This window comes from Collinsella sp. TM05-38, from assembly GCF_003466445.1.
GTDB lineage: Bacteria > Actinomycetota > Coriobacteriia > Coriobacteriales > Coriobacteriaceae > Collinsella.
In genome coordinates, this window is sequence record NZ_QSPM01000012.1 from 1 (window position 1) to 19,884 (window position 19,884).

Genomic DNA, 19,884 nt, shown 5'->3' on the forward strand with positions numbered 1-19,884 from the left:
AGATGACGGGGCGGAATGTCAATCCTGGTCTAACAGAGCCTATAGAATTCTTATCGGTCATGCTGATCATTTCCTCTCCGGGCCTCCTTTGGTAGATACGAAGCACCACCAAGATAGCCCTGCGATCTGGTCAGCATGCCCCTTGCGGGAAGTGTCGACTTTATGCTGCCGTTTTTGTCGATTTAGATGTTACGGAATACAGCCGTTCTTCGATTTGCCCTTCTTCACGACCGCGGCGGACCCGCAGCGCGGGCAGCGTTCGATTTCGTAGGCGGAGCCGGCCGCGTCGTCGAACGCCGCCGCGCGGATCACGTCCCTGACGGACTCGATAGCGCGGCGGCGCTCGGTCTTGCTGAGGTTCGCCATGCCCTTCTTGAAGTTGAGGACCAGGTCTTCGGCGTTCATGCTGCCCCCATCATCGCGGTCTATGGGGTCAACGATATGGCACCGTGGGGACACATGTATGTCAATCCTGGTCTAACAGAGCCTTAAATAATCATTTGGCTGCCCGCTGGCTAAGTGAGTAGACTTTTTTGGAAATGCCGAGCACCCAACATATTTGCCTCAATAAAACCGCAGATCACAGACTTGTATTATGTCGGTGTGGTCGGGGATTCGGTAAAAGTCTACTCACTTAGTTTTGCGTGATGCATATTGTCCGCAACCGGACCCCAGCCGGGGTGATTCCATCGCAAATTCCGGTTTCGGGGGCAGCTAATTAGGCTCCGTACGGGTTCCGGTTTCGCTCGATGCGCTGACGGATGTGGGCGTACTCGATTATCAGCAACACCAGCAGTAGGGCCATGACCGCCAGGTAGCTCACCACAGCGCCCATCAGGCCCAGCAGCTCAATCAGGATCACCGGCAGCACCACGCTCACGGCGAAGCAGATCAGGTAGATCTTGGTGACGTCGCCGGCGTGGCGCAGCACCGTGATGATGGCGTAGATAAAGTCGATTGCCGCGGTGACGCCGCCGGCGACAACCATCAGCAGTGCCAGCGTGCGGTAGCGCTCAAAGTTAAGGCCGTACATAAAGCTCATGATGGGGATGCCGGGGCCTGCCATAAATGCGGCGCACGCTCCGGTGATGACTACGATCAGCGCCATAACGGCAACAATAATCAGGTCAAAGCGGCGACGCTTGCGCGGATTCGCCCAAATGCTCGATAGACGCAGGAGCTGCGGTTTATAGATAAATCCAATGCTCAACAAAATAGCCTGCGCCGGAAAGAACAGGGCATTAAAGTACAGCTGATACTTGTAGGCCAGTGTGCCTTCCATCACAAACTTGGGCATGCTTTCGATAAGGTTGAACAGGAACAGCGCACCAAAGAGCGGGGCGCACTGGACAAACAGGTGGCCGACCTCGCGCAGGCTCACGCGGCGCGATTTTTCGGTCTCGAGCAGGGCGAGCGGGGCGGTGACCAGCACGAGCGAGGCAACCGCGGCGATGCCCATGGCCATGGCGGCGATGGGCATGCTGCGCGTGAGGAGCAGGGCAACGCCAAAGACCGCGATGACGCCAACGGAACGCAGCGTTTGGCTCATACCGGCCAGGTAGAGTTTATCGGCCTGCTGCAGGCGGCCTTCGTACGCGTCGGCGACGCCGTCGATCACCTTATACAGGTAGACGCCCAGGCCAATCGTGGCCATCTGCGCATCGTAGCCGCGGGCGCTGCTGTATACCAGTCCGCATGCCAGCGCGAGCGCTCCGCAAAGCCAGCGGTTGAGCTGGTAGGAGGCGAAGGAGGTTTTTTCGTCGATGTCCGAGACCTGAAAGTTGCGCACACCGTAGTTGCACGCGATCATGATGAGCGTGCCGGTGACAAAGGCGATGGAGAACTTGCCGGCTTCCTCGGCGCCCACGAGCTGCGTCGACACAATGGTGAGCAGCGGAAACGCCATGCCCCATACGGCGGTGCCCAGGGTATTCCAAAGGTAGTCGCGATGGGTGGCGTGATCTTCGTACTCGGCTTCTTGCGCGGAGAAGCCGCCGCCGTAGACGGCTCCGAGCAGGCGGTTCCACCAGGCATTGACCATGCGGTGGATGGGGCCGGGCTGGCGATCGCGCTCGCGGCGACGGCGTGTGGCCTGGCCGTTGTCGGGACCGCCGGCGTTACGTTGGCTTAGCTCTTGGATGCGTGCGAGCTCCTCGGCGGTGTGAGACGCGGGGAATAGACCGTTCTCGATGCGTCCGCCCTGCCCGTGCGCCCCGCCCGATACGGTGGGGTCGGTGACGCCGTTACGGCGGGCGATGGCGTGGCGAATGCTGTCGAGGGGCGTGATGCTCAAGGCGAGTCCTTTCTATTACTGCGCTCTAGTATAGACGCGACGGCGTCCGCTCGTGTTTTTGAACCGGTTGTTCAATAATTTCGGCGGGCGGCTGTAATTTGTCGGCAAACGTGCGGTATCCTGATGAAGTTTTGTGACACCCCTATGCCGCCCGCGCGGTAGCAAGGAGCTATGAACCATGGACGTCGCCGCATTCCTGCTGGCTCTTGTGCCGATCATTTGGCTTGTCGTGATGCTGCTGTGCTTTAAATGGCCAGCTTGGAAAGCCGCTATCGGATCGTTTGTCCTTTCGTGCGTGCTTGCCCTTGCGTGGTGGCATTTGCCGACGGCGCAGATAGCCACGGCCTCGCTCGAGGGCTTTTTGATGGCCCTGTGGCCCATCGTGCTCGTGATTATCGCCGCCGTCTTTACGTATAACCTGTGCGTGCGCACGGGTGCCATGGACGTGATCGGCAGCATGATCACCTCCATCAGCAGCGACCGTCGTCTGCTGGCGCTGCTCGTGGCGTGGTGCTTCGGCGGCTTTATGGAGGGCATGGCCGGCTTTGGTACCGCCGTTGCCATTCCCGCCGGCATGCTCGCGGGCCTTGGTTTTGGGGCCGTGCCTGCCGTGCTGATCTGTCTACTGGCCAACGGCGTGCCCACGCCCTACGGCTCCATCGGCATCCCCACGGTGTCCGTTGCCGACCTGGTGGGCCTGGACCCGCTGCATTTGGCGACCGTTCAGCTGGTGCAGCTCGCACCGTTCTTTGTGGTGATGCCGCTGCTCATTGTATTGGTCGCGGGCCGTGTCGCCGATGATCAAGGCAACGTTGCGAGCGTAAGCGAGCGTCTGCACGGCGTTGCCGGCGTGGCGCTGCTTTCCGGTGTGTCCTTTGTCGGCGCGGCCTTGGTCGTTGCCATGTTCGTGGGTCCCGAGCTTGCCGTGGTCGTGGGCTCCATCGTATCGCTTGCGCTGACCGCCGCGCTTGCCATGCATGCCGAGAAGTCGGGGCATCTGGATGCACGCTTTCACATGAATATCGAGGCCGGCGAACAGCTCACCGCTAAGTCGGCGCTTTCTGCCTGGTCGTGCTTCATCCTGATTTTTGTGCTGCTGTTGGGTACCTCCAACCTGGTGCCCGTCGTGCACGCCGCGCTCGCGCCGTTTGCGAGTCACGTGCAGGTGTATTGCGGCGAGAACCCCGGCACGCTTACGTTTTCGTGGATCAACACGCCGGGTGTTTGGATTTTCCTGGCTGCGTTTGTCGGCGGTGCCATTCAGGGCGCTTCGCCGCGCTTGATGGGCGAGGTGCTGGCCGCGACCGTCAAGCAGATGATGCCGACGGTCGTGACCATGCTTTCAGTGCTGGGTTGCGCCAAGGTGATGGGCTATGCGGGCATGATCTCTTCGATCAGCGCGTTTTGCATTGCGGTCGCCGGCGGCCTGTACCCGATTCTGGCTCCGTGGATCGGCGCCGTCGGTGCGTTCGTGACCGGTTCGGGCACGTCCTCAGGCATGCTGTTTGGCCCCATCCAGAGCCAGGCCGCTACGGCGCTGGGTGTGAGCGACTACTGGATGGTCGCGCTGAATGCGCTTGGCGTTGCCGCCGGTAAGATGATTTCGCCGCAGACGCTCGCGATCGGTCTTGCCGCCGTGCATGTACGCGGTAAGGACGCTGAACTCCTGGGCGCGGTGCTGCCCTACGCTGCCGGCATGCTGGTCCTGATGAGCGCCATAGCCATGCTCGGCCAAAACCTGCCGCTGTAGTTGGCACTTGGGGACGTTCCTTTTAATATGAGCAGGACATTGTCAAGAGGCAAAATCGGGCCTGGCCCCAACGATATGGGGTCAGGCCCTCTCCCTATATCAACCCGTCCGCGGCGACCTCGGCGTGTCTTACCGACGCTCGTCTTTGCAGTTTAATATCCGCCCGTGGCGATCTCTCGCTGGGCAATCCGTTGCTACGGCTGAGGCTTCTACGTCGAACCGACAGTCTGTGCACGCGTGTGGCGCCCTGGGCGCTCGCAGAAAAGGGACCTGAGGTTCGCCTCAACGGCTTCGGATCGAACCGCTTCCGGGGTGACTGGCTTATGTTCGGGGGACCGCCCCCTATGCCTCCTCTGCCATGAGGCCGACCGCCCACACCCAGCAGGCGAGCTCGCGCGCCGTGGCCACGTTCGCCTTGTTGCCGTGCACCCCGCGCGCGAGCAGCGCCTCCCGCCTCTCGACCAGCCTCCGCACGCCCTTGGCGGCATGCCTCCGGGCGGCCGGGTCCGGGGCCTGGCCCTTGGCGAGGTCCTTCGGCCGCCCCGAGCACGTCAGGTAGTGCCACGCGGCCTCGACCAGCGTCTTCCTCAGGTGCTTGTTGCCGGCCTTGGTGATCGCGCCCCTGCGGTCGCTCTCCCCGCTGGAGTGCTCGGAGGGCGTCAGGCCGACCCACGCGGCGAACGAGCGGGCGTTCCTGAACCTGGAGAACTCGCCGGCCTCGAACACGAGGTCGGCGGCGGAAGCGGTGTCGACGCCCTTGAGGCAGCGCAGGGAGTCGACCCTCTTCCGCCACCTGGGCTTGCGGGCCTCGGCCTCGACGAGCCCCTCGAGCCTCGCCTTCTCCTCCGCCGCCCGCCTGACCGCGTCGACGTAGTAGGCGAGCACCTCCTCGTCGGCCCCCTCCGCGAACCTAATCGACTCGATCCAGGACCAGTGCGCCCGGGTCCAGTTGCCCTTCCTGCGGCCGGTGGGCGTCCTCTCGTCGAAGACGAGCCCGTGCCTGAGCAGGAACTTGGAGAGCCGCTGCTTCGAGCGCGAGAGGTCGTCCCTCGCGTCCTCGAGCGCCCTGGTCAGGTCGCGGGCGGCCTCGCACTCGTCGTCGGGGACCCACACCTCGACCACGTTGCCGACCGACAGCATGCGGGCGAGGAACTCGGCGTCGTTGCGGTCGTTCTTCCTGCGCCTGTCCGCGCTGGGCTTGATCATCTTCGAGACGGCGCCGACCACGCAGTCGACCCCCAGGCCGGAGAGCCTCTTCTGCAGGTCGAAGCCCGTGACCCCGGACTCGTACACGCACCTGGCCCCGGGGTCCACGGACCGGACCCACTCCGCGACGGCGCCGGCGTCGTAGCCGAAGGTCGCGGCGCGCACCTCCCCGGTCATGACGTCGAGGGAGACGGCCTTTATCGAGCGGGCGTGGACGTCGAGGCCGACGAAGGTGGTAGTATCGAGCATGGGAGCCCCTTCCATGAATGCGGCGTGGCCGCCACGGCTGGATTAGACACTCACCATTGTCGGCCTGATCCGCGGACTTTCATGCCGGGGGCTCCCAATGTTTTATGTCCTGCTCATATCGTCTGTGCCGGCACTTTGGGAACGTCCCTAAGTGCCAGCATCTGGGGACACTCCTTGGTTGTTGCCTGTTCAAGAATGTCCCGAATGGCTAGTCGTTTAAGAACGTCCCCAATGACTAGGCCGCTTGCGTGCGATTTTTGACCGTTGGGCGGGTGCTTCGCGGTTGCCGCAAAAACGTTTTTGCATATCGGGTACAACGGGCTTTATGTGAGTAAAGTGCGCGCCGCGTCCACGTGCCGCGTTTTTAAAGGAGGCCCCATGCCTGGTGTTACCCCTGCAGAAGTTCTGTCCAACTTTGGCATTACGCTGGTCGAAGATCCCGCCGAGAACGAGCCCCGTCTGCTGGTCGATCTACCCGCCGCGGAGCTCGTCGAGCACGCCATCCGCCGCGAAGAAGGCCGCATGGCGTCCAACGGCGCGCTGGTGATCGAGACGGGGGAGCGTACTGGCCGCTCGCCCAACGACCGCTTTATCGTCGATACGCCCGATGTGCACGACAAGATTGCCTGGGGTGCCGTCAACCGCCCGCTGTCTGTCGAGAGCTACGAGGCCATCAAGGCCGGTATCGTCGACTACCTCAACGAGCGCGACGTGTTCGTCACGCGCGGCATGGCGGGCGCCGACCGCAACCACACGCGTCGCCTGCTCGTCGCCTGCGAGCGTGCCAGCCAGGCGCTCTTCATTAAGCAAATGCTCGCCCGTCCGCTCGCTCGCGAAATTGCGCGCACCGGTGAGCCGGACTTCTGCGTGCTCGCCGCGCCGGGCTACCAGTGCGATCCTGCCATCAAGGGCCTCAACTCCAGCGCCGCCGTGGTCATCAACTTCCAGGAACGCGTGATTCTGGTCGCCGGCACCGGCTATTCCGGCGAGATCAAAAAGTCCATCTTCAGCGTCATGAATTACCTGCTGCCTGTCGAGGACGATGTGCTGCCCATGCACTGCTCGGCCAGCATGGATCCCGTCACGCACGAGACCGCGGTGTTCTTTGGCCTGTCGGGCACCGGCAAGACCACGCTTTCGGCCAACCCCACGCGACTGCTGATCGGTGACGATGAGCACGGCTGGTCCGACATGGGCATCTTCAACATCGAGGGCGGCTGCTACGCCAAGTGCGAGGGTCTGGACGCGTTCCACGAGCCCGAGATCTTCAACGCCGTTCGCTTTGGCGCCATCTGCGAAAACGTGGTGCTCGACGAGAACCGCAAGCCCAACTATGATGACGTCTCGATCACGCACAATACGCGCGTGGCCTATCCCGTTGAGCATATCCCCAACGCGTGGACCAAGGGCATGGGCACCACCCCGAGCGTCGTGCTGTTTTTGACCTGCGATGCCTTTGGCGTGCTGCCGCCCATCTCGCGCCTGACGGCCGATGCCGCCATGTATCACTTTGTGACAGGCTTTACGGCCAAGATCCCCGGCACCGAGGTCGGCGTCACCGAGCCCACGCCCACGTTCTCCTCGCTGTTTGGCGAGCCGTTTATGCCGCTCGACCCTATGGTCTACGCCAAGATGCTCGGCGAGCGCATTGCCGACGGCCGCACGCGCGTGTACCTGGTCAATACCGGCTGGATCGGTGGCGGCTACGGCGTTGGCCATCGTATCGAGCTTGCCTACACGCGCGCCCTGGTGGCCCGCGCCCTCGACGGTACCATCGAGGACAGCGAGTTCGTGCACGACGATATCTTTAACGTCGACATTCCCACCACGTGCCACGGTGTGCCCGACGGCATCCTGGTGCCGCGCCAGTACTGGCAGAGCACCGCGCGCTACGACGAGGCCGCGCACAACCTGGCGGTGATGTTCGAGGAGAACTTCGAGAAGAAGTACTCGCACCTGCCCGAGTCCGTCAAGGCCGCCGGCCCGCACGCCCAGGTGCCCGCCGAGGCCCGTCATCGCGGCCGCGGCCTGCTGGGATTTCGTCTCTAGCATCGCCGCGAGTTCAAAACCACCACAAAGGGGACAGGCACCTTTGTGGTGGTTTTGCTCGGGCGGAAGACTCGGGTTACAATACGCCTGACATATCGCCCCCTTCTCCGGATGGGGGCAGCGTAAGCGCTCTTGTGGCGGCACCGTAGGACTTTGAAGGTGGCCGTCGTAAGGGCGCTTTTTGTTTAGGCGCCCGGGCTCGGGCGCACGCTATGAAGGGAGAGCACATGAAGAGTTTCGTTGCCGAGGATTCGTTTTGGGAACTGTTTCCGCAGGCGGCTATCGGCGTTGTGGTCGTAAAGGGCATGAAGCCCGCGGCGCAGATTTCCCAGGAGGACGTGGATGCGATTGCCGCGCTGCTTGACCGCGCCAATATCGATGCGGAGCGTCACCTGACGAGCGATACCATCAGCGAGAATGCGCCGGTCAAGGCATGGCGCGAGGCGTATCGTCTGTTCAAGACTAAGAAGGGCGCGCGTTGTTCGATTGAGAACCTGCTTAAGCGCGTGCTCAAAGGCAAACCGGTCGGTCATATTACGCCGGCGGTGGATATCTACAACACGGTGTCGCTGACCTATGCGCTGCCTGTTGGCGGTGAGGATGTGCACGCGATTGAGGGCAATCTGCGCTTGGCGGTGACCGATGGCGGCGATGCGTTCCTGCCGCTTGGCGAGGAGACAGATGATCCGACGCTTTCCGGCGAGCTCGCCTATATTGACGATGCGGGCGCCGTGTGCCGCTGCTGGAACTGGCGCGACGGCGTTCGCACGGCGCTGTCCGACGATTCGGCCGATGCATTCCTGGCGATTGAGTGCGTGGAGCCCGAGCGGATGGGGGATTGCCAGGCTGCCGTTGATCGCCTCGCTGAGTTGCTTGAGCGCTATCTGGGAGCGACGGTTGTCGTCAAGACGCTTGTGACTCGCGACAATCCTTGCGTGGAACTGTAGCGACGCCTGCGGATCAAACTCGACGGTCACAACCACCACAAAGGTGCCTGTCCCCTTTGTGGTGGTTTTTATGTTGATGGGTTAACAAATGGGGCGCGTGGGGCTGCCGGTCGCTGAGTACGGCTAAGATGTTTACCCGTTAGCATCATGCAAGCGAAAGGCGGTTGTCTCCCATGCAGCAGAGCGACGAGACACGTTTCGAGGACTTTGTCGGACTGATCAGCGGTCTCTACAAGGAGATCCAGCGCATTAAGGCATCTGAGGGCGCAAGGCTGGGCCTCAAGGGCTCCGATGTTATGTGCCTGTACTATCTGGAGCGCAGCAAGGACGGCTTGACTGGGGCCGACCTCGCCCGCATGGCAGGCGTGACCCGTGCCGCTGTCTCGCGCACGCTGGCGCATCTGGAGGAGGGCGGCTACGTCGAGGTCGAAGATTCGGGCGATGCTGCCGTTAAATACCGTGCCCCGGTTCGTCTGACCACGTTGGGTGGCGAGAGCATGAACGAGGCCGATCGCATTATTCGCGAAGTGCTCGACACCACCGGCAAGACCATGGGCGTGGAGCAGCGCGAGCAGATGTACGCGTCGTTGCGCACGATTCTCAACACCCTGCGCGAGCTGTAGAGCCGCTGGGGCATTTGCTTCCGATAAACAACTCCAGAGTCCCGTTTGAGCGCGTTCGCCGTGCCGGGGCATTGCTGTCGAAATTCCCTGCGCGAGGCCCGCGCAAGAAAGGATCAACTATGTCTGTCCGCATTATTACCGATTCCGCAAGCGATATGTCGCCGGCCGAGCATCCGGCGCTGGCCGTTTTGCCGCTGTCCGTCACCTTTGGCACCGATGTGTACATGGATGGCGTCGACATCGACCACCAGCGTTTTTACGAGATGCTCGTGGAGCGCGATGAGCTGCCCATGACCGGCCAGGTCAACCCGTATGCCTTTTCGCAGGCGATTGCCGAAGCACGTGAGGCCGGCGACGAGGCCGTGATTATTACCGTGGGCGCTAAGCTTTCGGGCACCAATCAGAGCGCCCGCACCGCACTTGCCGAGGCTCCGGGCGGCGACGTGTTTATCGTGGACAGCAATAACGTGACCTTGGGTGAGCGCGTGCTGGTTGAGTATGCCCTGCGCCTGGTGGACGAGGGCCGCAGTGCGGTGCAGATTGTGACGGCTGTCGAGGCCGTGCGCGACCGAGTTGTGGTTATTGGCCTGCTCGAGACGCTGGAGTATCTGGTGCGCGGCGGTCGACTGTCTGCTGCGGCGGGCGCCGTGGGTACGCTGCTCAACGTAAAGCCCGTGGTGGCTGTAGAGGACGGTCTGATCGTACAGCTGGGCAAGGCGCGCGGCTCCAAGAACGGTCGTAACCTGCTGAACCAGAAGGTCGAAAAGGCGGGCGGCGTCGACTTCGCCATGCCCCTGGCGCTTGGCTATACGGGACTTTCGGATGCGGTGCTCAAGAAGTATATTGAGGACAGCGTGGCGCTGTGGGCTGGCCACATCGAGGGCGAGCTGCCCGTCCATACCATCGGCGCCACCATCGGCACCCACGTAGGTCCCGGCGCCGTAGCCATAGCCTTCTTCCAGCCTACCAACTAACCGACCTGCCATAAACCACCACAAAGGGGACAGGCACCTTTGTGGTGGTTTATGCTTTTCCGGATGGAAAGGAGTGAGCAATGGCGTCTGAGGGCTTTTTTGAACGGGTGTACGAGGTGGTCGAGCAGATCCCCGAAGGGATGGTCGCCACGTACGGTCAGGTGGCGCTGCTCGCCGGTCGTCCGCGGAGCGCGCGTTTTGTGGGCTATGCGCTGCACAGCAATCCGCGCCCCGGCGAGATTCCCTGTCACCGTGTGGTGTTTGCCGACGGGCACATTTGCGAGGGTTTTGCTTTTGGCGGTCCCGATGCTCAACGTGAGCTTTTGCTAGGGGAGGGTGTGGCGTTTAAGGACGACATGCACGTCGATCTGGGCGCCTGTCGCTGGCCTGCCGGACTCTAACGGTTCTGCCGTGGCTAAAACCACCACAAAGGTGCCTGTCCCCTTTGTGGTGGTTTTAGTTTACCTGAGCTAACTTATGGAGAAGGCGTGGCGGAGCATATTGACACTACAAAGTAAACCATGGTGAACTATATTGTATTCAGCAACGGAGCAGGCCATAGGCGATGAAAAAGCCTGCCCTGTTGAGTTTGATTCGCATTCCTCCCCTCTGTGCGATTCAACGGTGCACTTCGGGAACGGGGCCGCTGGCAACTGACTGCCAGCGGGCCCGTTCCTGTTAGGGGAGGATTTAGCCTCACCGTCTGTATGTGTCCAAATCCCGGCGGCAGCGCCGCAGAGCTTGTCTCTAGTACACCATACCCATGGCGTCCTGAACCTCGGCCAGGGTCTGCTCGGCAATCTCGTTGGCACGACGGTTGCCCTCGTGCAGCACGTCCTTCACATAGTCCAGGTCGTTCTCATAGCGCTGGCGACGCTCGCGGATCGGCGCGAAGTACTCGTTGACCGCCTCGGTCACGTATTTCTTAAGCTGACCGGAGCCGCCCATGCCAATCTCTTCGGCAATCTCAACCTCTGAACGACCGGTGCAGATGGCGGCTGTCGAAAGCAGACCGGACACGCCGGGGCGGTTCTCGGGGTCAAACGTGATCATGCGCTCGGAGTCGGTCTGGCTCTTCTTAATGCGCTTGGCCGTCTCCTCGGCGGTCATCGAAATATTGATGGCGTTGCCGTAGCTCTTGCTCATCTTGCGACCGTCCAAGCCGGGCAGCAGTGGGGTCTCGGACAGCAACGCGTCAACCTCGGGGAACACCTTGCCGTAGCGGTTGTTAAAGCGGCGGGCGATGGTGCGGGTAAGCTCGATGTGCGGCAGCTGGTCGCGGCCGACGGGCACGACGTTGCCCTTGCAGAACAGGATGTCGCAGGCCTGATGCACCGGGTAGGTGAGCAGAAGGCCGGTGAGCTCGTGGCCCGAGGCATCCATCTCGGCCTTTACCGTGGGGTTGCGCGCCAGCTCGGCCTCGGACACCAGCGACAGGAACGGCAACATGAGCTGGTTGGCGGCGGGCACGGCGGAGTGCGCGTAGATCATGGTCTTGTCGGGGTCGATGCCGCAGGCAAGGTAGTCCATGACCATGTTGTACACGTTGTCCTGGATGTGCTCGGTGGTGTCGCGGTCGGTGATGACCTGGTAGTCGGCGATGAGCACGTTGGTCTTGGCGCCCATGTTCTGCAGCTCAACACGGCCCTTGAGGGTACCGAAGTAGTGGCCCAGGTGCAGACGGCCGGTGGGGCGGTCGCCGGTGAGCATGGTGAACTTCTCGGGCGTCTTGGCCAGGCCCTCGCGAATGGCGTTGCTCTTTTGCAGCGCGACTTCGTAGCTGTTCTCGTTTGGCATGATTGCTCCTAACGTTCGTTCGCAGGTCTTGATGATAGCGTGTTTATTGAGGGGTGGGCGTGAGTGGGTGAGGGACTGTCGGGAGCCGGCTTTCATGTCCGTCACGCCGTCCGCGCGAACGGCTGCCAACGCCTTAGCCCATCCTCGCCAGCAAACCCTAGCGCCTGTGGTGCCGCTCTTCCTTACGCTCTTCCGCCGCCTGCTCCTCCTGCTTAAAGGCGGGGTCGTCGGGGGTTACCAGCTCGTCCTCGTGCGTGCGCTTGTTGTAATGGTGGCGCAGCACGGGCTCAAACAGGTGCAGGTGCTTGGCGAAGGCTGCCGAGCCAATGGCGAGCACGGTAAAGATGAGCACGCGCATGGGGACCTCGACCTGATTAATGGCGGCGGCGCCGGCCGAAAGCATGATGCACCAGGCATAGATGAGCAGTACGGCCTGCTTTTGGTTGTAGCCCTCCTGAATCAGGCGATGGTGGATGTGGCCCTTGTCGGCCTGCCCGATGCTAATGTGGGCGCGCTTGCGGCGCACGATGGCGCTAAACGTGTCGATGATGGGCACGCCGGCAACGATGAGCGGGATGATAAGCGAGGTGAGCGCGGCGGTGCGGCTCACGTTGAGCAGCGAGATGGAGCCCAGCGCAAAGCCCAGAAGCAGCGACCCCGAGTCGCCCAAGAAGATGCTTGCGGGGTTGAAGTTGTAGCGCAAAAAGGCCAGGCAGGCGCCAAAGAGCGCAATGGAGAGCGCGGCGGCGTCGATGCGCCCCGAGAGAACGGCCATCGAAAACATGGTGAACGACGCGATGCCGCAGATGCCTGTGGCCAAGCCGTCGAGGCCGTCGATGAGGTTAATGATGTTGGTGAATGCCACCAGATAGATCACGGTGATGGGGTAGGCGAGCCATCCGAGCATGATTTCGCCGGGGGCAAACGGGTTGACGATGACGACGATCCGCAAGCCGCCGATACAGGCGATGAGCGCGGCGAGTACCTGACCGGCCAGTTTTTGTTTGGGCTTGAGCTGATAGACGTCGTCGATAGCGCCGGTCGCAAAGATGACGGTAAAGGAGAGCGCCAGCATGGGATAGCTAATGTGAAGGCGTGGGTGCGGCACCAGGACGGGCGGCCAGCCTAGGTGCCAGGTGCCTAGGATTTGCACAATGCAGGCAACGACCAGGCCCAAAAACACCGCCGTTCCGCCCAAACGCGGGATGGGCTTGGTGTTGATGCGGCGCTTAGAAGGATAGTCGACGGCGTCGAGCTTAATTGCCAAGCGCTTGACCAGGGGCACCGTGAGGAAGGTCGTGATAAAGGCCGCCGCTGCCACGCATAGATACGGTATGTAGCTCGGGGATAAAGCCATGAATCTAAAAACCGCCAAGCGTCGAAGGAAAAGGTCAAAGGTTGCTGCGCAAAAAGGCGTAGCTGACCCATGATACTCGACCGAGGGGGTGCGGAGGTTTGCACCGTGCGATTATCACGCGCTTACCAGATATTGGGATGTTGGTGGGGATTCTGCTGGATGCCACTGAGCGTCCATGTGGGGCCTGCAGTGGCGGTATTCAGAAAAATCGGCAAAAGAAAACCACCCCCCACGTTACGAAAATGAACCCACCTAAAACAGGTGGGTGCCCTCATCGACTGTTCCAGCGTCCTTAACAACGAAGGATACCTGTACTAGGTACGACTGTGTGGGCTCCCTAAATAAACGCGACGGTTCACCCAGTTGCTCCGCGGGGGGCGGAATATCTACATCATAAAGCGGCACTTTGTCGATTCCAGTCTTGACATTACAAAAATCGTGTCGGACGATTACGGCGCTTTTAGGCTCGAGCCGTCTGTGCGGCCTAGCCCTTTACGTTTGAGCTGCTGAATCGTTGTTTTGGAGCATGTTTTTATGCCGACGTCGTTGACCGAACTTTTTTCGCCCGCCTGCCATTTGTGTCCGCGCCGTTGCGGTGCGGCGCGCGATGAGGGCGCGCGCGGCGTATGCGGTGCTAACGACACGCTTAAGGTGGCCCGCGCCGCACTTCATATGTGGGAGGAGCCGCCTATCTCGGGCGAGGCCGGCTCGGGCACGATTTTCTTTAGTGGCTGTTCGCTCAAATGCGTCTACTGCCAGAACCACGAGATCTCGAACGGCAATTTTGGCCTTGAGATTTCGCCTGAGCGCCTGGTCGAGATTATGCTGGAACTGCAGGACCAGGGTGCCAACAACATCAATTTGGTGACGGCGACGCACTATGCGCACCTGTTGCCTGCCGCGATTGCCGCGGCACGGACGCGCGGGCTGGTCATCCCAATCGTCTACAACACGAGTGGCTATGAGCGGGCGAGTGCCGTGGCGGCGCTGGGCGATCTGGTCGACGTGTGGCTCACCGACTTTAAATATGCCGATGCCGGGCTTGCGCAGTCGCTTTCTCATATCAAGGACTATCCGCGCGTGGCCGTGTCGGGCTTGGCACAGATGGCGCGCGAGGTCGAGCGCCGCGGGGGAGAGCTGGTGGACGAGGACGGGCTCATGAAGCGCGGCATCATCGTGCGTCACCTGGTGCTGCCGGGGCATGCGGATGACTCGTGCCGCGTGCTAGACCTGGTGTGGCAGACGGTGGGCGATGTGCCGATCTCGGTCATGAACCAGTACACGCCCAATGCCCTCATGCGTGAACAAGGCGGCGATCTGGCGCGCGCCGTAACGCGCGAGGAGTATGAGCAAGTGCTCGACCATGCCGACGACCTGGGCTTTACGACGATGTTTTGGCAAGAGGGCGGAGCGGTAGACGAGAGCTTCACCCCAGCGTTTGACACCACCGGTGTTCTTACCAGCGCAAAGTAGCGCATTTGCCGATGATTTTTCTGGGACGGGGATTAAAAAATCATCGGTTTGTTCGCTCGCTCGAAAAGTAGTCAAAAAAGCCCCGTCCCAAAAAGACTGGGTATTGGGCGTTGACAGTTGGCGAGCCGTAGGTAAAATATCGACTTGTCCTGGGGACGTAGCTCAGTTGGGAGAGCGCTGCCGTCGCATGGCAGAGGCCGAGGGTTCGACTCCCTTCGTCTCCACCCTTGGATTTGATAAGCCGTCGACATTGTGTCGGCGGCTTTTTTTGAAAGAAAGGGCTGTACCATGGCCGAGCTTGAGTCCCAACCACTGTCTGCCGAGGAGCGCGCCGAGTTGGAAGAGCTCCGCGCCGAGAAGGCTCGTCGCGAGGCCCAGGAAGAGGCACGCCGCGAGCGTGAGGAGCTGGCCGCCCTGCGTGCCGAGCGTGCGAAGGCCGAGGAGGTCGCCGCGAACGCCGCATCCGCACCGGCGCCCGCGCCCGCACTCAAGCCCGCTGCTGCGAAGCCTGCACCCGCCGCGCCCAAACCTCAGCCTAAAAAGGTCGCTCGTTCCAAGTCCGTCGAGCCCAAGCCGAGCCGTGACGAGATGACCTTTGCCCAGCGCATGGTTACCTCCAAGGAGCCTACGGGCGAGAACGAGATCCCTGGCATGGCGCCGGCTCAAAAAATCATCATTGTCCTTGCCCTCATCGCGTTTGTCATCTTTATGGGCTACACGATCCTGACCAGCATGGGCCTGCTCTAACCGATTTACATCGGGTGCCATGCCCGAACACTCTGCTCTCGTCCAACCTTCAACCTCTGCACAACGCATCCGAAAGGTCGCCCCATGGCTTTGACCGATATCTCTCATCCCACCGACATCGCAATGCTCACCGATCTGTACGAGCTCACTATGGCCCAGGGCCTGTGGGAGAGCGGCAAGGCCAATGAGCAGGGTTGTTTTACCGCGTTTTACCGCGACCATCCCTTTGGCAGCGCCTATGCCGTCATGTGTGGCACCGCCGAACTGCCCGAGCTGGTCGAGAATCTGCGCTTTACGCCCGAGGACATCGACTACCTCGCCTCGCTCCAGGCCCCTGCCGGCGGCGCGATGTTCAAGCCTGGATTCCTCGACTACCTGCGCGATTTTCGTGCGCATGTAAACATCGACGCCGTGCCCGAGGGCGAGCTCGTCTTTCCGCGCGAGCCCATGGTGCGCGTCACTGGCCCCGCGCTGGAGTGCCAGCTGCTCGAGACGGCGCTGCTCAACATCGTCGGATTTCAGACGCTTGTCGCCACCAAGACGGCGCGCGTGGTGCTCGCCGCCGACGGTCGCCCCGTGGCGGAGTTTGGCCTGCGCCGCGCCCAGGGTCCCGATGGCGGCCTTGCCGTCGCGCGTGCGAGCTACGTTGCCGGCTGCTCCTCTACGTCCAATGTGCTCGCCGGCCGCCGCTACGGTATTCCCGTCTTTGGCACGCATGCGCACAGCTGGGTGATGAGCTTCGATTCCGAGCTCGAGGCCTTCCGTGCCTTTGCCAAGTCGAGCCCCAAGAACTGTACGCTGCTTATCGACACCTATGACGTGCGCGAGGGCTGCGAGCATGCCATTACGGTTGCCAAGGAGATGGAGGCGGTGGGCGAGCGCCTGTCGGCTATTCGCATTGATTCGGGTGACCTTGCCAAGCTCTCCAAGTATGTTCGCGGCCGTTTTGATGCCGAGGGCCTGCCCTATGTGGGGATCTCGGTTTCTAACGATCTGGATGAGTACACGATTCAGTCGCTGCTCGACCAGGGCGCGCCCATCGACAGCTTTGGCGTGGGTACCAAGCTTGCGACCTGCTATGACCAGCCGGCGCTGGGTGGCGTGTACAAGCTTTCCGCCCGCCGTGCGAGCGAGGCAGATCCGTGGACGCCGGTGGTCAAGCTCTCCGAGCAGCCCTACAAGCGCACGATCCCGGGTGTGCAACGCGTGCGCCGTTATTACGACGGCTTTGGTGGCCCGGTCTGCGACATGATTTATGACGAGGACCATCTGGCAGGGGAGGGCGCCGCGCGCGGCAATACCCTCGTGGCCGTGAACGATGCCGCTCTGGTGACAGACGTGTCCGAACTTGAGTATCGCGAACTGCTGGTGCCGATCGTGCGCGATGGCAGTGCGGTGGCTCCGCGTGAGAGCATCCAGGACGCGCGCGAGCGCTGTGCTTGGGCGCTCGATCATCTGGACACAGCTTTTAAGCGCTTCCTGTACCCGCAGACCTATGTGGTGGGCATGGAGCAGGGTTTGGCCCAGGTACGCGACGAGCTCGTGCGCAAGAACATGGCAGCGGCTTCTGCCTTTCCCTGGGCTCACTAATGGACTTGGGCGGTAGGGGGGAATCGCGTTCCTTCGGCCGCTAGCTCGCCCGTTCGCTGAACAGTTGATTGGTTTAACGCATGACGACTTCATATAAAACGATGGTGGTAAAGATCGGTTCGTCCACGGTGGTGGGTGCCGATGGCAAGGTCAACCGCGCCTTTATCGGTGGGCTTGCCGATCAGGCTGCTGCCCTGCGCAAGCTCGGCTGGCGTCTGGTCGTGGTGAGCTCGGGCGCTATCGCCTGTGGCTATCCCGTGCTGGGCTTCGACCGCAAGCCGGTCGGCGACCTGCCGAGCCTGCAGGCCTGCGCCTCGGCCGGTCAGTGTATCATCTCATCGGCCTACGACGAGGAGTTTCATGCGCGCGACCTGCTCACCTCGCTCGTGCTGCTCACGCGCCACGACACGGCGCGCCGTACGTCCTATCTGCACGCTCGCGACGCCCTGCTGCGTCTGGTGGAGCTTGGCGTGGTGCCGGTCGTCAACGAGAACGATACCGTTACCGTCGATGAGATCAAGTTTGGCGACAACGACACGCTGGCGGCGCTTGTAAGCTGCCTGGTCTCTGCTGATCTGTGCGTGACGCTCTCGGACATCGATGGCCTCTATACTGCCAATCCGCATGAGGATCCTGCGGCCGAGTTTGTCCCGGTCGTGCATAAGATCGATGCCAAGATCATCGCCTCTGCGGGCGATTCTTCCACATCGGTGGGAACGGGCGGCATGATTACCAAGATTCGCGCGAGCCGCATTCTGATGACGGCGGGCATTCAGAGCGTCATCTGCTCGGGCGAGGAGCCCGATGCACTCGTGCGCCTCGCCCGCGGCGAGAGCGTGGGCACGCTGTTCGATCCGCCGGCGGAGCGTCTGGACATCGCACCCCGCAAGCTGTGGATCGCACTGGGCGACAAGGCACATGGCTCGGTGACGGTCGATGATGGTGCTGCGAAGGCGCTGGTCAGCCGTGGCTCTTCCCTGCTTGCGGTGGGTATTCGCGAGGTCGATGGCGCGTTTGCCGAGGGCGATGTGCTCGACGTGTGCGACCCGAGCGGCATGGTCGTCGCCCGCGGTATCGCCGAGGCCGATTCGGACGTGCTGGAGCTTGCAGCCGGCCGCCGCCAGGATCAGATTGTCAGCAACCGCCTGCTGGCGGATCTGGCCGAAAAGCCGGCGATACACAGGGATAACTTGATCGTATTTGCATAAAGAAAGACAGTGCTGTGGATCGTTTCCCGCAGAGCTGTCTTTTTCGTGCCGGCACTTGGGGACGTTCCTTTTGTGCCGGCACTTTGGGACGCTCCTTTGCTAGAAGATTCGACGCAGGTCTCCGCGGTTGAGGGCTTCGTCGAAGAGGTGCTTGAATACCACGCTGCCGTGCAGGCCGTCGTGCTCGAACTCGTTGGTCACCCAGGCGTGCGAGTTGCCCACGCGGCTGAGCGTGTCGAGCTGCATGCCCGAGTCCACGTACATGTCATCGAAGTATACTGCGGCCTGGAGCGGTACCTCGTTACAGGCCAGGCGCTGCGGGTCGTAGATCTTGTCCCAGCTGGTGTCCTCCATCAGCAGGTCCATCGCCGGCTTGAAGGGCTTAAGTTCGGGCATCTGCTCAAACATCCACGGGAACATGGCCTCGCCGGTAAACATGAGCGGGCGTGCGAGGGTGTCGAACTCGGCACGATGGGCTTTCTCTTCTGCTGCGGCCCAGCGAATGGGCATGGTGTCGCCGTCGGCGTAGATGAACTCCTGCAGTGTCCAGTACAGCGGGTTCGTGCGCGTATTGGTGCGCTCGAAAGCGCGCATCAAAAAGCTGTCGGATACCGAGGCGCCGCAGCTCAGCGTGCCGTCACCATCAACAAACGCGTGGTCGATAATCCAGTGCATGCGCTCAAAGCTCGGCTTCATGCCAAAGTCGCTGCCCATGAGCTGCAGGCGCTCGACCGTCATCGGCGAACCGTCGGGCAGTGCGGGTTTTTGCACCTCGATCGCATCGGCCAGCGCCGCCACGCGCTCGACATCGGCGGGGTAGCGGTCGTAATACTGCTGGGTCTTGGCCGCCATGCGCGGGAAAGTGTGCGCGTAGACCTCGCTGGCGCTCGCCGGCACGTGCGGAATGCCGCCGCAGGTAAAGCTTGCCGTCACGCCCTCCGGGAAGAGGGACAAATAACTCAGCGTCAAAAATCCGCCGTAGCTCTGGCCGATCGTGACCCAGGGCTTGCCGCCAAAGCCCACCAGACGCAGGTACTCAAAATCGCGCACGATGGAGCTGGCGAGGTGACGCTTGAGAAAGTCTGCCTGCGAGCGGGCCGCATCGGCGCCGGTTGCCTCCGCGCGCTCGCCCAGGGCTGCGATCGTGCGTCCGTCAACACAGCTGCTGCGTCCGGTGCCGCGCTGGTCGGGCAGCACGACACGGAAATGCTTGACGGCCTCCTCGATCCAGCCGTCGCTGGTGGGCGACAGCGGACGCGGGCTCTCGCCGCCGGGGCCGCCCTGCAAAAACAGGAGCAGCGGCAGATCGTCGTTGATGCGGTCGGGTGCGCAAACCACGCGGTAGAAAAGCTTGATGCTCTCGGGCGCGCCGGCGATGGGCGCCGGCATGGCGCCGCGGCGCATAGTGCTGCCGACGGCCAAAAGCATTGGCTCAAGGCCGCGCCAGTCGAGAGGGACATCGATGCTGTGGTCCTCGACATACAGGCCGGGGACGTGGTACGAAGTGATGAGCGCCATGTAATGCTTCCATTCGTTGCGGTGTTTCGGGTTGACCAATTCTACCGCCGTCGGCGAGGATGCGCATAAATCGGCTACCATGGTTGGCAAACATCTAAGAGAA

General features: G+C 61.9%; 16 protein-coding genes and 1 tRNA gene. 11 read left to right on the forward strand and 6 right to left on the reverse strand.

Annotated elements, in window-relative coordinates:
• Nucleotides 1-189: 189 nt before the first annotated feature.
• Entirely contained in the window at nt 190-405 is a 216-nt protein-coding gene (locus DXD49_RS07395; RefSeq protein ID WP_117794624.1) for a hypothetical protein, read from the reverse strand.
• A gap of 313 nt (nt 406-718) precedes the next feature.
• The gene (locus tag DXD49_RS07400; RefSeq protein WP_233540298.1) at nt 719-2,293 is read right to left on the reverse strand and encodes a lipopolysaccharide biosynthesis protein; all 1,575 of its coding nucleotides are present in this window, start codon (nt 2,291-2,293) and stop codon (nt 719-721) included.
• 178 nt (nt 2,294-2,471) lie between these two features.
• Between DXD49_RS07400 and DXD49_RS07405 the strand changes: the two genes are divergently transcribed.
• Complete coding sequence (locus DXD49_RS07405; protein WP_117794625.1) at nt 2,472-4,043, forward strand: L-lactate permease; 1,572 nt, start codon at nt 2,472-2,474, stop codon at nt 4,041-4,043.
• A gap of 342 nt (nt 4,044-4,385) precedes the next feature.
• Here DXD49_RS07405 and DXD49_RS07410 read toward each other — a convergent pair whose 3' ends face one another.
• Nucleotides 4,386-5,498 (reverse strand): IS110 family transposase, encoded by a 1,113-nt coding sequence (locus DXD49_RS07410; protein ID WP_233541769.1) that lies wholly within the window; start codon nt 5,496-5,498, stop codon nt 4,386-4,388.
• Nucleotides 5,499-5,876: 378 nt separating this feature from the next.
• Here DXD49_RS07410 and pckA point away from each other — a divergent pair, with 378 nt between their 5' ends.
• The 5 genes from pckA (at nt 5,877) to DXD49_RS07435 (ending at nt 10,492) form a co-directional block, all read left to right on the forward strand.
• Nucleotides 5,877-7,547, forward strand: a complete 1,671-nt coding sequence (gene pckA / locus DXD49_RS07415) for a phosphoenolpyruvate carboxykinase (ATP) (protein WP_199569000.1) — start codon at nt 5,877-5,879, stop codon at nt 7,545-7,547.
• A 227-nt stretch (nt 7,548-7,774) separates the two neighbouring features.
• Nucleotides 7,775-8,494: a B3/4 domain-containing protein gene (locus tag DXD49_RS07420; protein ID WP_117735595.1), complete on the forward strand. Its 720-nt coding sequence runs from the start codon at nt 7,775-7,777 to the stop codon at nt 8,492-8,494.
• A gap of 173 nt (nt 8,495-8,667) precedes the next feature.
• Nucleotides 8,668-9,117 carry a MarR family winged helix-turn-helix transcriptional regulator gene (locus DXD49_RS07425; protein ID WP_117735596.1) on the forward strand — a complete coding sequence of 150 codons (450 nt, stop codon included), beginning with the start codon at nt 8,668-8,670 and terminating at the stop codon, nt 9,115-9,117.
• A gap of 119 nt (nt 9,118-9,236) precedes the next feature.
• Nucleotides 9,237-10,091, forward strand: coding sequence for a DegV family protein (locus DXD49_RS07430; protein ID WP_117794627.1), 855 nt, complete (start codon nt 9,237-9,239; stop codon nt 10,089-10,091).
• Between the two features lie 80 nt (nt 10,092-10,171).
• Nucleotides 10,172-10,492, forward strand: a complete 321-nt coding sequence (locus tag DXD49_RS07435) for an MGMT family protein (RefSeq protein ID WP_117735598.1) — start codon at nt 10,172-10,174, stop codon at nt 10,490-10,492.
• 346 nt (nt 10,493-10,838) lie between these two features.
• Here DXD49_RS07435 and trpS read toward each other — a convergent pair whose 3' ends face one another.
• Both trpS and DXD49_RS07445 read right to left on the reverse strand, forming a co-directional pair.
• Complete coding sequence (trpS, locus tag DXD49_RS07440; RefSeq protein WP_117794628.1) at nt 10,839-11,888, reverse strand: tryptophan--tRNA ligase; 1,050 nt, start codon at nt 11,886-11,888, stop codon at nt 10,839-10,841.
• Nucleotides 11,889-12,045: 157 nt separating this feature from the next.
• Entirely contained in the window at nt 12,046-13,245 is a 1,200-nt protein-coding gene (locus DXD49_RS07445; RefSeq protein WP_117743957.1) for an MraY family glycosyltransferase, read from the reverse strand.
• A 534-nt stretch (nt 13,246-13,779) separates the two neighbouring features.
• On the opposite strand from DXD49_RS07445, the gene DXD49_RS07450 reads away from it, so the two are divergent.
• The 5 genes from DXD49_RS07450 (at nt 13,780) to proB (ending at nt 18,263) form a co-directional block, all read left to right on the forward strand.
• Nucleotides 13,780-14,718, forward strand: coding sequence for a radical SAM protein (locus DXD49_RS07450; protein ID WP_117794629.1), 939 nt, complete (start codon nt 13,780-13,782; stop codon nt 14,716-14,718).
• A gap of 151 nt (nt 14,719-14,869) precedes the next feature.
• Nucleotides 14,870-14,942 (forward strand) — tRNA-Ala (locus tag DXD49_RS07455).
• 64 nt (nt 14,943-15,006) lie between these two features.
• On the forward strand, nt 15,007-15,465 hold the full coding sequence (locus tag DXD49_RS07460) for a hypothetical protein (RefSeq protein ID WP_117794630.1): 459 nt from the start codon (nt 15,007-15,009) through the stop codon (nt 15,463-15,465).
• Between the two features lie 84 nt (nt 15,466-15,549).
• Nucleotides 15,550-17,055 carry a nicotinate phosphoribosyltransferase gene (locus DXD49_RS07465; RefSeq protein WP_117794631.1) on the forward strand — a complete coding sequence of 502 codons (1,506 nt, stop codon included), beginning with the start codon at nt 15,550-15,552 and terminating at the stop codon, nt 17,053-17,055.
• Nucleotides 17,056-17,135: 80 nt separating this feature from the next.
• Nucleotides 17,136-18,263, forward strand: coding sequence for a glutamate 5-kinase (gene proB / locus DXD49_RS07470; protein WP_117735603.1), 1,128 nt, complete (start codon nt 17,136-17,138; stop codon nt 18,261-18,263).
• Between the two features lie 99 nt (nt 18,264-18,362).
• On the opposite strand, the gene DXD49_RS07475 is transcribed toward proB, so the two are convergent.
• Nucleotides 18,363-19,781, reverse strand: a complete 1,419-nt coding sequence (locus DXD49_RS07475) for an alpha/beta fold hydrolase (protein WP_117794632.1) — start codon at nt 19,779-19,781, stop codon at nt 18,363-18,365.
• Nucleotides 19,782-19,884 lie beyond the last annotated feature (103 nt).